Origin of the sequence: Nocardioides dubius (assembly GCF_039528155.1) — a bacterium.
Taxonomy (GTDB): domain Bacteria; phylum Actinomycetota; class Actinomycetes; order Propionibacteriales; family Nocardioidaceae; genus Nocardioides; species Nocardioides dubius.
Genome location: NZ_BAAALG010000006.1, coordinates 200,598 through 213,726, shown reverse-complemented (window position 1 = coordinate 213,726; position 13,129 = coordinate 200,598). Strand labels below are relative to the sequence as shown.

Below are 13,129 nucleotides of genomic sequence, written 5' to 3'. Positions count from 1 at the left end.
GTTTGGGAGCATCGCGGCATGGCCTCCTTCACCCGCGCCGAGCTGGAGTCGTACCGCGACGCCGTGGTCCCCGACCTGCTCGGCGATGACCTCAAGCTGCTCTTCGTCGGGATCAACCCGGGGCTGTGGACCGCGGCGACGCAGACCCACTTCGCGCATCCCGTGAACCGGTTCTACCCCGCGCTGTTCCGGGCCGGGATCGTCACCCGGGAGATCTCGCCGTCAGACGGGATGAGCGAAGAGGACCGCGACCACCTGCGGGCGCGGGGGATCGGGATCACCAACCTGGTGCGTCGCGCCACCGTTCGCGCCGACGAGCTCAGCAAGGAGGAGCTCGCCGCGGGCGGTCAGGAGCTGCTCGCGCTGGTAACCGAGCGGCGTCCTGCTGTGGTGGCGATCGCCGGGATCACCGCCTATCGCAGCGCGTTCAAGCAGCCCAAGGCGAAGGTGGGCCGCCAGCCGGAGCCGTTCGCCGGCGCCCAGCTGTGGGTGGTGCCCAACCCCAGCGGCCTCAACGCCCACGCCACCGTGGAGTCGCTGGCCGAGGCGTACGCGGAGCCGGCCCGGGCGGCAGGCGTCATCTAGCCGGGGGCTTCGCTCAGCCCAGCCAGTCGAAGGTGGCCGGATCAGGGCCCTGGCGTCCGGCCGGGCCCTGGTCGAGGGCGTCCAGGGCGGCGCGGTCGGCGTCGGTCAGGGTGATCGATGCGGCGCCGAGATTCTGCTGCTGGCGTTGGGGATCGGCCGACTTCGGGAAGACGATCCGGCCCTGATCGAGGTGCCAGCGCAGCACCACCTGGGCCGGCGTCGCGCCGATCCGCTCAGCGATCGCGGTGATCTCGGCTGCCTCGGAGACCTTGCCCCGGGCGATCGGCGCCCAGGCCTCGGTGAGGACCTGATGGCGGGCGTTCGCCTGCTCCACCTGGCGATTGGCGAACCACGGGTTCAGCTCGACCTGGTTCACCACCGGCACCACGCCGGTCTCCGCGACGAGCCGGTCCAGGTGGTCGGGCTCGAAGTTCGAGACGCCGATGGAGCGGGCGCGGCCGTCGTCAGCGAGCTCGATGAGGGTGCGCCAGGTGCTCACGAAGTCGCCGTCGTAGAGCGTGGGCAGCGGCCAGTGGATCAGGAAGAGGTCCACGTAGTCGAGGCCGAGGTCCTTGAGCGAGGTGTCGAAGGCGCGCAGGGCGTCGTCGCGACGGTGGTGCGGGTTGTGCAGCTTCGTGGTCACGAAGAACTCGTCGCGCGGCACGTCGCTGCCGGTGACCGCGGCACCCACGCCGGCCTCGTTGCCGTACATCTGAGCGGTGTCGAGGTGCCGGTAGCCGGCCTCGATCGCCGCGCCGATCACCTCGGGCGCCGCCTCGGTGCTGATCCCGAAGGTGCCAAGGCCGATCTGCGGGATGGTGCGGCCGTCGTTCATCTGCAACAGGGGAACGCTCATGAGCGCAGCCTTGCATGCCGCTGGTCGCCGGAGTCGCGGTCTGTTCAGCATGCGATCACCCTCGCCGCCGGCCGCCTCTCCCTGCCGCGAGATAGTCCCTGACGTTTTCGTGGTTTTCTGCGGTCCAAAACCACGAAAACGTCAGGGACTATCCAGATTGGTGGGCATGTGCAAGCAAATCGGCAGGGGGCGCGGAGGGTCGGGAAGGATCGCGTCTAGGCTCGTCCGCGTGGGCGAGCACACAGCGACAGGCGGGCTGATCCCCAACGTCGAGTTGGGTCCGGAGATCGGGCGCGGTGGCTTCGCGCGGGTCTATCGCGGCCGGCAGCGCAACATCGACCGGCTGGTCGCGGTGAAGATCGACGACCGGGTGCTGGACGACGAGCGCGGACGCCGTCGCTTCCTGCGCGAGGTGACGGCGGCGGGCCGGATCAGCTCGCACCCGCACGTCGTCTCGCTGATCGATGCCGGCACCACGCCCGACAATCGCGCCTACCTGGTGATGGAGCTGTGCCCGGGCGGCACGCTCTCGGACCGGCTGAAGGCCTACGGCCCGCTGCATGCCGCTGAGGCGCGTGACGTCGGGCTGGCGATCGTCGGCGCGGTGGCGGCGGCCCACGAGGCCGGCGTCCTGCACCGCGACATCAAGCCGTCGAACGTGCTGATCGACTCCTACGGCACGCCGCGGTTGGCGGACTTCGGGCTGGCCGCGCTGCCGGTCGCAGGCCAAGAGCTGTCGGTCACTCTGGAGGCGCTGACCCCGGCCTATGCAGCGCCGGAGGCGTTCTCCGGGCTGCCGCCCTCGGAGCAGTCGGACATCTGGTCGCTGGGCGCGACGCTGCATGCGCTGATCTCGCCCTACCGCTCGCCACGGTGGAGCGGCGACGGCTCGCCGGCACCGATCGATCAGGTGATCGCACACCTGGCGACCCCGCTCCCGGATCCGGGCACGCCGGGCAGTGCGGTGCTGATGGGCGTGATCGCCCGGGCCACCCAGCCCGACCCCGCGCAGCGGTTCGCCTCGGCCCGCGAGATGCATGACGCGCTGGCCGCACTGAGCCTGCCGCCCTCACCTCGCCGTGCGGTGCTCGGCGGACCCGAGGCCGCATTCACCTCGCAGCGCTCCATGCCGGGAGCCTCGCTCTCGGGGTCGCCGTCGGTAGTGCGTCCTGCCCGCAAGCGCGCCGTGGCGCTGGCCGCGGTGCTCGGCCTGGCTCTCGGGGGCGCGGCAACCTGGGGCGTGGGCGAGCTGGTGGGCGACGAGGCCCCGGCTGCGGCCGCCTCCGCAGAGACCTCCACCGATCCCACCGGCGGCGCCGCGGCGGACGACGGATCAGACCAGACGCCGACCGGGAAGCCCGGTGCGCAGGGCTCCCCGAGCGCCGACCCGACCACGCCAGGCGAGGCGCCTCCGGTCGGCCAGTGCTTCGATGGCCTGGTCAAGATGGCCAACACCTCCCAGGCCAGCAAGTCCGACTGCGCGGAGGAGCACTATTACGAGGCGTATGCCACCGGTCTGCTGGACCCGTCGACCACGACCCCGTACCTCGATGAGCTGTACGACGACCCGGTGGTGAAGAAGACCTGCACCGAGAAGGCGGCCAAGGCGTACCTCGCCGGTCGCGACGGGAACTTCGAGATCGACGTCCTGCCGCCGACCGACGTGGCGTTCACCAACGGCGACCGCGGCTTCTACTGCATCATCTCGGAGAAGGACGCCGGCCTGGTGACGGGCAGCCTCCGCGACGCCCCGGCGGATAGTCCCTGACGTTTCGCCCCTGTTCTGTGCGAAATGTCGTGCCAAACGTTCGTCAGCGTCGCCGCCTGGCAGATGTGACGCACGTAACTTGCGGGTAACTTAGGTCGTTGGCCGCGCATGCTGACCGTTTCCTCGCGCCGTCTGTCCGGCGCCCTGGGCCTGGCCTTGACGATCACGGTGCTGGCCGCTGGTGCCGGCGCTGGCACCTCTGAGCCGGCGTCGGCCCAGGTGCAGCAGTCGGCGAGCGCCGCCGTCCGCGAGCCTGGCGCCGCCAAGCGGAAGAAGCCGCGCTACCGGGCCACGATCGTGCGCACCAAGCACGGCATCCCGCACATCACCGCCAGGAACTACGGGTCGCTGGGCTTCGGCTCGGGCTATGCCGCGATGGAGACCAACGGCTGCACCCTGGCCGATGTGTTGATCACCGCCCGGGGCACTCGGTCGCGCTACCTGGGGGCCGAAGGCACCTATCGCGACGGCGTCTCGGTCAGTGGCACGAACCTGCAGATGGACGCGCTGGTCACCGACCTGCGCAACCGCAAGGTCGTCGAGAGGCTGTTGGCAGACCCGGTGGCGGGGCCGGGCAAGGAGACCCGGGCGATGGTCACCGGGTACGTGGCCGGGGTGAACAAGTACCTGCGCAGCATCGGTGGCGCGAAGAACTATCCCGACCGCGCGTGTCGGGGCGCCGCCTACCTGCGCCCGAACGCGACGACGCTCGACGTCTGGTACGGCATCTACCTGGCGAACATCCTCGGCTCCACCGGGCACTTCCTGCAGCAGATCGTCGGCGCGAGCCCGCCCACGCTGACCGATCCGGGCCTGCCGGACCTGGGCTCCTTCGCGCCAGTGCCGACGGAGGTGCCCTCTGCCGAGGACATGCAGAAGGCACTCGGCAAGGACCCCTCGACCGGGTTCGGGTCGAATGCGACGGCGATCGGCAGGAGTGCTTCCTCGACGGGGCGCGGCATGCTGCTCGGCAACCCGCACTTCCCGTGGACCGGGCGCTACCGCTTCTCCCAGCAGCACCTGACGATCCCCGGCAAGTACGACGTCGCCGGCGCCAGCCTGATCGGCTCGCCGGTGATCAACATCGGGTGGAACAAGAACGTCGCATGGAGCCACACGGTCTCCACCGGCTATCGCTTCACCCCATACGAGTACCGCACGCTGGTGTCGCCGACGACCTACCTCTCGGGCAACGGCCTGATCCGTCAGCTGGAGCGACGGATCGTCACCGTCACCGTGAAGAGGCCGGACGGCTCGCTGGCCAAGGTCACCGAGGATCTCTACCGCACCCCGCAGGGCTACGTGATCGACGACCCCAGCACGCTGATGGGTTGGACGCCGTTGAGCTTCTTCGCGATCCGCGACGCCAATGGCGAGCAGCTGCGCACGCTCGACACGTTCTTCGACATGGGCCGCGCCGGCTCGGTGCGGGACCTGATCGCCCGGCAGGACAGGGGCGGCGGGATGCCGTGGGTCAACACGATCGCCGCCGACCGCGCGGGCAACGTCGCCTATGCGGACCACTCGGTTGTTCCGAACGTCTCGAACGCGATGGCCGATCGATGCATGACGCCGATCGGGCGCCTCACCCAGGCGTTGGCCGGGCTGCCGGGGCTGGATGGCACCTTCGCGGACAGCTCGTGCGCGTGGGGCACCGACGCGGACGCAGCTCGGCCGGGAGTCCTCGGGCCGAAGAACATGCCCGTCGCCTACCGCACCGACTGGGTGATGAACGCCAACGACTCCTACTGGCTGCCCAACCCCGCGCAGCAGCTGAACGGCTTCGCCCGGATCATCGGCTGTGAGAAGTGTGAGCGGACCATGCGCACCCGGATGGTGAGCCAGTACGTCCTGGACCGGTTGAAGAAGGGCAAGGTGACGCCGGCGTCGCTGCGCGGCACCCAGCACCAGAACCGGGTCCGGGCGGGTGAGGTGATGCGCGCGAACGGAGATCTCGACAAGGTCTGCCAGGCGGCGGGCGGTGGCCAGGCGTGCGTGGCGCTGGCGAAGTGGGACGGGCATTCGAACACCACGAGCCGCGGGTACCAGGTGTTCCAGGAGTTCGTCACCCGGATCCCCGACTCGCTGCTCTCGGGGAGCATCTGGAAGGTGCCGTTCGACGCCCAGGATCCGCTCAACACCCCGCGCGACCTCGACGAGACCAACGGCAACGTGATCGGTGCGATGAAGAGCGCCATCGCCCATCTGGAGAAGCGCAAGATCGCCCCCGACGCGCCTTGGGGCTCGTTGCAGGTGGCCGGTGATCGCGGAGCTCCGGCGATCCCGCTCGGCGGTGGCAACGGCGACCTGGCGGGGAACGCGAACGCCCTGGCATCGGTCGATCCGGTCACCAATGCCGGGTACCTCAGTCCGATCACCTTCGGCTCTTCGCACATCCAGGCGATCGCCTTCGGCGACAGGGGACGGGTCAACGCCCGCACGATCCTCACCTACGGCCAGTCGGAGAACCCGTGGTCGCCCTGGTCGAGCGACCAGACTCGGTTGTTCGGGCGCAAGCAGTGGGTGGTCTTCCCGTGGACCGACGCGCAGATCCGCAAGCAGCGGATCAGCACGGTGCGGGTGCGGGGTCGCTGACGAACGTTGCGCCCCTCGATCGGCTGAATCTTGGGGCGAAACGTCCGGGACTACCCCCAGGGGAGAGTGGGCAGAAAAGTTGGGCCGGGCGGGAATCATCGGGTGGGGGTGCTCGTTATACCCATCAGAAAAGTTGAGTGCATGTCACTCAAGTAATGTGACTGGTCGACCACCGGCGTGGCAGACTGGGCGCATTGCTGGCCCGCAAGGGCCCAGGTACCACCATCACGCACCACCCAGATCCCAAGGAGAACCATGGCTCGCGCAGTCGGCATCGACCTCGGCACCACCAACTCTGTGGTCGCCGTTCTTGAAGGTGGAGAGCCCACCGTCATCGCAAACGCAGAGGGCGCCCGCACCACCCCGTCGGTGGTCGCGTTCGCCAAGTCCGGCGAGGTCCTCGTCGGCGAGGTGGCCAAGCGACAGGCCGTCACCAACGTCGATCGCACCATCCGCTCGGTCAAGCGCCACATGGGCACCGACTGGAAGACCAGCATCGACGACAAGAACTTCACGCCCCAGCAGATCAGCGCCTTCGTGCTGCAGAAGCTCAAGCGCGACGCCGAGGCCTACCTGGGCGAGCCGGTCACCGACGCGGTGATCACCGTCCCCGCCTACTTCTCCGACGCCCAGCGTCAGGCCACCAAGGAGGCCGGTGAGATCGCTGGCCTGAACGTGGCCCGCATCGTCAACGAGCCCACTGCCGCCGCGCTGGCCTACGGCCTGGACAAGGGCGACGACCAGACCATCCTGGTCTTCGACCTCGGTGGCGGCACCTTCGACGTCTCCCTGCTGGAGATCGGCGAGGGCGTGGTCGAGGTCAAGGCGACCTCCGGCGACAACCACCTCGGTGGCGACGACTGGGACAACCGGATCGTCGAGTGGATGGTCGACAAGTTCAAGAACGCCAACGGCGTCGACCTGGCTGCCGACAAGATCGCCAAGCAGCGTCTGCAGGAGGCCGCGGAGAAGGCGAAGATCGAGCTCTCCTCCTCCAGCGAGACCTCCATCCACCTGCCCTACATCACCCACGGCGAGTCCGGCCCGCTGCACTTCGAGGAGAAGCTGTCGCGCGCCGAGTTCCAGAAGCTCACCGCGGACCTCCTCGAGCGCACCAAGGCCCCGTTCCAGGCCGTGCTCAAGGACGGCGGCGTGCCCGTCTCCGCGATCGACCACGTGGTCCTGGTCGGCGGCTCCACCCGGATGCCCGCCGTGACCGAGGTCGTCAAGGAGCTGCTCGGTGGCAAGGAGCCCAACAAGGGCGTCAACCCCGACGAGGTCGTGGCCCTGGGTGCCGCGCTCCAGGCCGGCGTGCTCAAGGGCGAGGTCAAGGACGTGCTGCTCCTCGACGTCACCCCGCTGAGCCTCGGCATCGAGACCAAGGGCGGCGTGATGACCACCCTGATCGAGCGCAACACCACCATCCCGACCAAGCGCTCGGAGATCTTCACCACCGCTGACGACAACCAGCCGTCGGTGGAGATCAAGGTCGCGCAGGGTGAGCGCCAGATGTGGTCGCAGAACCAGCCGCTGGGCAACTTCGAGCTCACCGGCCTGCCGCCGGCCCCGCGTGGCGTACCGAAGATCGAGGTCACCTTCGACATCGACGCCAACGGCATCGTGCACGTCTCCGCCAAGGACCACGCGTCCGGCCGCGAGCAGTCGATGACCATCTCCGGTGGCTCGGCGCTGAGCAAGGACGACATCGACCGGATGGTCAAGGAGGCCGAGCAGTACGCGGAGGAGGACGCCAACCGTCGTCGCGCCGTGGACGCCCGCAACCAGGCCGACAGCCTCGTCTACACCACCGAGAAGTTCCTGACCGACAACGGCGACAAGATCCCGGACGAGGTCAAGACCGAGGTGCAGGCCGACGTCGACGCGCTCAAGGCGACCCTGGAGAACGCGGAGGCGAGCGCCGACGAGATCGAGGCCGGCGTCACCAAGCTCGGTGAGTCCAGCCAGAAGATGGGCGCCGCGATGTACGCCGCCGCCGAGGCCGACCAGGCCGCTGCGGGTGGCAGCACCGGCAGCACCGGCGAGGCCGACGACGACGTCGTGGACGCCGAGATCGTCGACGACGCCGAGGGTGAGAACAAGTGACCCATCCCCACGAGCAGCCGGTCGGGGCACCTGCGGGTGCCCCGGCCGACGGCCACGCCGTCGTGGACGCCGAGGTGATCGGTGAGACCACCGACATCAGTGGCGCCGCCAACATGGTGGAGGAGGGGGCACCCCTCGAGCCGGGCGACGTCGCCATGGTCGAGGAGGTCGTCGACCCGCTCGTGCTCGCCGAGGCGCAGCTCGCCGAGCGCACCTCGGACCTGCAGCGCCTGCAGGCGGAGTTCCTCAACTACAAGCGACGCGTCGAGCGCGACCGCGAGCTGATCAAGGAGAACGCCACGTTCGCGGCGCTCTCCCCGATCACCGAGGTCCTCGACACCATCGACCGTGCTCGTGAGCACGGCGAGCTCGACGGGGGTCTGCGCTCGGTGGCCGACCAGCTCGAGCAGGTCGTCGCGCGCCAGGGCCTGGTCCGCTTCGGGCAGCCCGGCGACGCGTTCGACCCGTCGCTGCACGACGCGCTGTCGAACCTGGGCGAGGACCCGGACGTCACCGTGACCACGGTCAAGGTGATCGCCAAGGCCGGCTACCGGATCGGCGACCGCGTCGTCCGCGCGGCGCAGGTGCTGGTGGTCGAGCCGGGCGCCGGCGCCGACCAGCAGGCGTGAGGCGTTCCACCACGAAGTCGCTCGCGTCCGGTCCGGGCGCGGCGGCACAGAACATGACGAAGGAAGGGAGGTGCGCGGATGTCGACCGCGAAGGCTGAGTGGGCAAGCAAGGACTACTACGCCGAGCTCGGGGTCTCCAAGGACGCAACAGCTGAGGAGATCAAGAAGGCCTACCGGAAGCTTGCGCGCGCCAACCATCCCGACTCGAACCCCGGCGACACCGCCAAGCACGAGAAGTTCAAGTCCGTCGCCGAGGCCTACGACGTCGTCGGCGACGCCGAGAAGCGCAAGCAGTACGACGAGATCCGGAGCATGCCGATGGGCGGCTTCGGGGGCGGGGCCGGTGGCTTCGACCTCTCCGACCTGCTGCGCGATCGGGCGGGCGGTGGCGGTGGCGGTGGCTTCGGCGACATGTTCGGCGACCTCTTCGGAGGCGGCGGACGTGGCCGTGCGAAGCGGCCCCGGGTCGGCCAGGACGTCGAGACGTCGGCGACGATCAGCTTCACCGACGCCATCGACGGCGTCACGATCAGCCTGCGGTTGACCTCGGACGCGCCCTGCGCCACCTGTGGTGGCACCGGCGGCAAGCCCGGCACCAAGCCGCACATCTGTCCGCAGTGCGAGGGATCGGGGATGGTCGCCAACTCGATGGGCGGCGCGTTCACGATGAACCAGACCTGCCCCTCGTGCGGTGGGCGTCAGCTCGTCTACGACGAGCCGTGCCCCTCCTGCCTGGGCAGCGGCCGCGGCTCCTCGGCGCGCACCATCCAGGCGCGGATCCCGGCCGGGGTAAAGGACGGTCAGCGGATCCGGCTGCGGGGCAAGGGAGGCGCCGGCGAGAACGGTGGGCCGGCCGGTGACCTGTACGTCACCGTCAAGGTGACGCCGCACCGGCTGTTCTCCCGCAAGGGCGACAACCTCACCCTCGACGTCCCGGTCTCCTTCGACGAGGCGGCGCTGGGCGCGGAGATCAAGGTGCCCACGCTGGGCGGTGCGCCGGTCACCCTCAAGGTGCCCGCCGGCACTCCCAACGGCCGCACCTTCCGGGTGCGGGGCAAGGGCGCGTCGCGTGCCGACGGCACCAAGGGCGACCTGCTGGTCACCGTCGAGGTGCAGGTGCCCGCGGTTCTCGATACGGCAGCGCGAGCCGCCGTCGAGGCCTACCGTGAGGCGATGGCGGGCAAGCCGCTGCGGAGCAAGCTCTTCGACGAAGGAAGCTGACGATGAACAGGCCAGATCCCGAGGTGGGCGTCTACGTGATCAGCGTGGCCGCCCAGCTCGCCGGCCTGCATCCGCAGACCCTGCGCACCTATGAGCGGATGGGCCTGATCGACCCTGCCCGCACCGGCGGTGGCGGACGCCGCTACTCGCACCGCGACATCGAGCGGCTGCGCTCGATCGCCGACCTCACCTCGCTGGGGATCGGCATCGAGGGGGTGCGCCGGATCCTCGAGCTGGAGAACCAGGTCGCCGCGCTCACCGCCCGCAACGCCGAGCTGGTCGCCGAGATCGAGGCCGCCCGCGGCGCACTGCTGCAGGCGAGCACCCGACGTCGAGCAGTGCCGCCGATCGGCAACAAGCTGCCGGTGCTGCGCCAGCCCGACCCCGGCCAGTCGGTCGTGGTCTGGCGGCGCGGCCGCTGACGCAGCGCACTCGAACACCGGAGCAGCACGCCCAGGGCCCGCGAATCTCGCGGGCCCTGGGCGTTTTGTCCCTGTGACCGGGATCTCGCCGTGATCGGGGCCACAAGGCTCCGCCAGGATGCGGCAGACGTGTCGTGGAGAGGGAGCAGATGTCTGAGACGCAGTCCGCAGCCGAGATCGCCCGCCAGTGGCTGGCCGACTTCGAAGGCTGGGTCGTCGACGACGGCGTGCCCCGCGAACGCGTCTTCGGTGATCCCGGCTGGTGGCGTGACGTCCTCGCGCTCACCTGGGACTTCCGCTCGCTGAGCGGCGAGGGCATCGAGGAGCTGCGCAAGGCGGCGCGGGGTGTGCGGTTCGGTGGCCTGCGCCTCGGCACCGACGTCCCGCTGCATCTGGCGGCGGGTGGCACCAGCCTGATGGTGCAGTTCGAGCTGACCAGCGACCACGGCGCCGGGCGCGGCATCGCGCACCTGGTCCGCACCGACGCCGGTTGGCGTGCCGCCGTCCTGTTCACCCAGCTGGACGAGGTGGCAGGACGTCGCGAGGCGATCGGCGCCGACCGCCCGCACGGCGCCCACACCTCCACCCTCGAGCCGACCTGGGGTGAGCAGCGGGCCCGCGCCGCGGAGTTCGCCGACGGCGAGCCCGACGTGGTGATCGTGGGTGCCGGCCACTCCGGGCTCTCCCTGGCCGCCCGCCTCGAGCGGGTCGGCGTGCGTGCGCTGGTCGTCGAGCGGGCCGCGCGGGTCGGCGACAGCTGGCGCAACCGCTACGCCTCGCTGGTGCTGCACGACCCGACCACCTACAACCACCTGCCGTACCTGCCGTTCCCGACCACCTGGCCCCGGTTCACCCCGAAGGACAAGATGGGCGACTGGCTGGAGCTCTACGCCACCGCTCTGGACCTCAACGTCTGGACCGAGGCCACCGTGCGTCACGCCGAGCTGCCGGATGCGGACGGTCGCTGGAGCGTCGAGGTCTCGCGCGGCGACGCCGTCCGCACGCTGCGACCGGCTCATGTCGTGGTGGCCACCGGCCTGAGCGGCAACCGTCCCTTCCTGCCGGAGCTGACCGGCGTCGAGGAGTTCGGGGGGCCGGTGCAGCACAGCTCGCTGTTCCGCACCGGCGCCGGCGCCGCGGGCAGCCGGGTGCTGGTCGTCGGCTCCGGCAACAGCGGCCACGACCTGGCTCAGGATCTGGCCGAGCACGGTGCCGAGGTGACCCTGCTGCAGCGCTCGCCCAGCCACGTGGTGGCCGGCGACACCATGCTGGCGATGACCACCCAGCTCTTCGGCGAGGACGGCCCGCCGACCGAGGTCGCCGACCTGATCTCCTGGTCGATGCCTTTCAGCGCCGCGGGCGATCGCCAGCGGGCGGTCACGGCTGCGGCCGCTGCCACCGACGCCGCGCTGCTCGACGGCCTGCGGGCGGCAGGCTTCGGGCTGACCGACGGGCCCGAGGGCCGCGGGATGAGCGCGCTGTTCATGGAGCGCAACGGCGGCTACTACATCGACGTCGGCTGCTCGCGGCTGATCGTCGACGGCACCATCGCGGTCAAGCACGGGGTCGGCATCGAGCGGTTGGAGCCGGGCATGGTGGTCTTCACCGACGGCGACGCGCGTGGCTTCGACGCGATCTGGCTGGCCACCGGCTTCGACGGCATCCGCGACACCGCCCGCGACATCCTGGGGCCGGAGGCGGTTGCCGCCGCCGGCCCGGTCTGGGGTCTGGACGAGGAGGGCGAGCTGCGCTCGGTGTGGCGCGCCTCGGGGCAGCCCGGCCTCTGGTTCATGGGTGGCAACCTGTCGTATGCGCGGGCCGGCTCGAAGTATCTGGCGCTGCAGATCACCGCGGAGGTCGCCGGCGTCCGCTGAGCTAGTGGTGGGTGTGCCCGCAGTTCACATCCAGGCACTGGCCGGTGATGGCCCGGGCGAGGTCGGAGGCGAGGAAGACCACGGCGTTGGCGATGTCGTCGGGCTCGGGGAGCCGGCGCAGATCGGTGTCGGCGGCGACCTCGGCATAGATCTCGCTCGCGTCGACACCTCGCTTCTTGGCCTGGTACTCGAAGTACACCTTCACCGAGTCGGCCCAGATGTAGCCCGGCGCGACCGAGTTGACCCGGACCCCCTGGGGACCGAGCTCGACCGACAGGCTGCGGGCCAGGGCCAGCAGGCCGGACTTCATCACCCGGTAGGAGCCGTATCCGGGCAGCTGATTGCGCAGCACGATCGAGTTGATGGCGACCACGGAGCCTTGGGTGCGCACCAGCTCAGGAGCCAGCTCGCGGGTCAGGTTCAGCGCCGAGAGCAGGTTGATCTCGATGCCCTGACGCACGTCGTCGGGGTCGGATTCGAGGATCCCGATCGGCGGGGGCTGGACATTGGCGTTGTGCACCACCGCGTCGACCCGGCCGAAGGCCGCGATCGACTGCTCGGCCAGCGCACGCACCGATGCTGCGTCGGTGAGGTCGGTCGGGACGCACACTGCCTCGCCCCCGGCGGCTCGGACGTCGTCTGCGATCGCTTCGAGGCGAGACGTCGTCCGGGCTGCGAGCACGACCCGGGCACCGGCGGCGGCGCTGCGGGTGGCGAGCGAACGCCCCAGGCCGGGGCCGGCCCCGGAGACGAGGACGACCTTGCCCTCCAGCATTCCTGCGTGGGAGATCATGCGCGTGCCTCGATGTCGATGAGGACGCTGAGCGAGGTGATCTTGCCGTGCTCGTCGAACTCGAAGAGATCAGTGGCCAGGAAGTCCGGCACGCCTTCGAACTGCACCCGCACCTGGACGGCGGAGAAGTGGTTGGAGACGGTGATGGGGGAGTGCCGGGTCACCGAGAAGCCGGTCGCTGCGGACTGGATGTCGAACTCGCGGATCGCGTCGAGGCCGTGGTGCGACGCGACGCCGAGCGGCTCGTGCTTGACCGCGTCCTCGGCGTAGAGCGCCATCAACT

General features: G+C 70.1%; 11 protein-coding genes. 8 read left to right on the top strand and 3 right to left on the bottom strand.

Annotated elements, in window-relative coordinates; genetic code table 11:
• The first annotated feature begins 18 nt into the window (after nt 1-18).
• The gene (mug, locus tag ABD151_RS08430) at nt 19-585 is read left to right on the top strand and encodes a G/U mismatch-specific DNA glycosylase (RefSeq protein ID WP_343993248.1); all 567 of its coding nucleotides are present in this window, start codon (nt 19-21) and stop codon (nt 583-585) included.
• 13 nt (nt 586-598) lie between these two features.
• On the opposite strand, the gene ABD151_RS08425 is transcribed toward mug, so the two are convergent.
• Entirely contained in the window at nt 599-1,441 is an 843-nt protein-coding gene (locus ABD151_RS08425) for an aldo/keto reductase (RefSeq protein ID WP_343993246.1), read from the bottom strand.
• A 229-nt stretch (nt 1,442-1,670) separates the two neighbouring features.
• On the opposite strand from ABD151_RS08425, the gene ABD151_RS08420 reads away from it, so the two are divergent.
• The 7 genes from ABD151_RS08420 to ABD151_RS08390 all read left to right on the top strand — a co-directional run bounded on the left by ABD151_RS08420 (nt 1,671) and on the right by ABD151_RS08390 (nt 12,053).
• A complete protein-coding gene (locus tag ABD151_RS08420; RefSeq protein WP_343993244.1) occupies nt 1,671-3,209 on the top strand; it encodes a serine/threonine-protein kinase in 1,539 nt (512 codons plus the stop codon).
• Between the two features lie 108 nt (nt 3,210-3,317).
• A complete protein-coding gene (locus ABD151_RS08415) occupies nt 3,318-5,804 on the top strand; it encodes a penicillin acylase family protein (RefSeq protein ID WP_343993242.1) in 2,487 nt (828 codons plus the stop codon).
• 255 nt (nt 5,805-6,059) lie between these two features.
• A complete protein-coding gene (gene dnaK, locus ABD151_RS08410; protein ID WP_343993240.1) occupies nt 6,060-7,907 on the top strand; it encodes a molecular chaperone DnaK in 1,848 nt (615 codons plus the stop codon).
• Entirely contained in the window at nt 7,904-8,536 is a 633-nt protein-coding gene (grpE, locus tag ABD151_RS08405) for a nucleotide exchange factor GrpE (protein ID WP_343993238.1), read from the top strand. The genes dnaK and grpE overlap by 4 nt, the downstream gene beginning before the upstream one ends.
• A 78-nt stretch (nt 8,537-8,614) precedes the next feature.
• The gene (dnaJ, locus tag ABD151_RS08400) at nt 8,615-9,757 is read left to right on the top strand and encodes a molecular chaperone DnaJ (protein ID WP_343993236.1); all 1,143 of its coding nucleotides are present in this window, start codon (nt 8,615-8,617) and stop codon (nt 9,755-9,757) included.
• Nucleotides 9,758-9,759: 2 nt separating this feature from the next.
• Complete coding sequence (locus ABD151_RS08395) at nt 9,760-10,179, top strand: heat shock protein transcriptional repressor HspR (protein ID WP_343993234.1); 420 nt, start codon at nt 9,760-9,762, stop codon at nt 10,177-10,179.
• A 149-nt stretch (nt 10,180-10,328) separates the two neighbouring features.
• On the top strand, nt 10,329-12,053 hold the full coding sequence (locus tag ABD151_RS08390) for a flavin-containing monooxygenase (RefSeq protein ID WP_343993233.1): 1,725 nt from the start codon (nt 10,329-10,331) through the stop codon (nt 12,051-12,053).
• Nucleotide 12,054: 1 nt separating this feature from the next.
• On the opposite strand, the gene ABD151_RS08385 is transcribed toward ABD151_RS08390, so the two are convergent.
• The gene (locus tag ABD151_RS08385) at nt 12,055-12,846 is read right to left on the bottom strand and encodes an SDR family oxidoreductase (RefSeq protein ID WP_343993231.1); all 792 of its coding nucleotides are present in this window, start codon (nt 12,844-12,846) and stop codon (nt 12,055-12,057) included.
• A partial coding sequence (locus ABD151_RS08380) for a nuclear transport factor 2 family protein (RefSeq protein WP_343993229.1) occupies nt 12,843-13,129 on the bottom strand: 287 nt, incomplete at its 5' end. The genes ABD151_RS08380 and ABD151_RS08385, both read right to left, overlap by 4 nt.

Coding starts and splice junctions, on each gene's coding strand:
- ABD151_RS08425 (WP_343993246.1), bottom strand. CDS start 1,441: ATGAGCGTTCCCCTGTTGCAGATGAACGACGGCCGCACCATCCCGCAG.
- ABD151_RS08415 (WP_343993242.1), top strand. CDS start 3,318: ATGCTGACCGTTTCCTCGCGCCGTCTGTCCGGCGCCCTGGGCCTGGCC.
- ABD151_RS08390 (WP_343993233.1), top strand. CDS start 10,329: ATGTCTGAGACGCAGTCCGCAGCCGAGATCGCCCGCCAGTGGCTGGCC.
- ABD151_RS08385 (WP_343993231.1), bottom strand. CDS start 12,846: ATGATCTCCCACGCAGGAATGCTGGAGGGCAAGGTCGTCCTCGTCTCC.
- dnaK (WP_343993240.1), top strand. CDS start 6,060: ATGGCTCGCGCAGTCGGCATCGACCTCGGCACCACCAACTCTGTGGTC.
- mug (WP_343993248.1), top strand. CDS start 19: ATGGCCTCCTTCACCCGCGCCGAGCTGGAGTCGTACCGCGACGCCGTG.
- ABD151_RS08395 (WP_343993234.1), top strand. CDS start 9,760: ATGAACAGGCCAGATCCCGAGGTGGGCGTCTACGTGATCAGCGTGGCC.
- dnaJ (WP_343993236.1), top strand. CDS start 8,615: ATGTCGACCGCGAAGGCTGAGTGGGCAAGCAAGGACTACTACGCCGAG.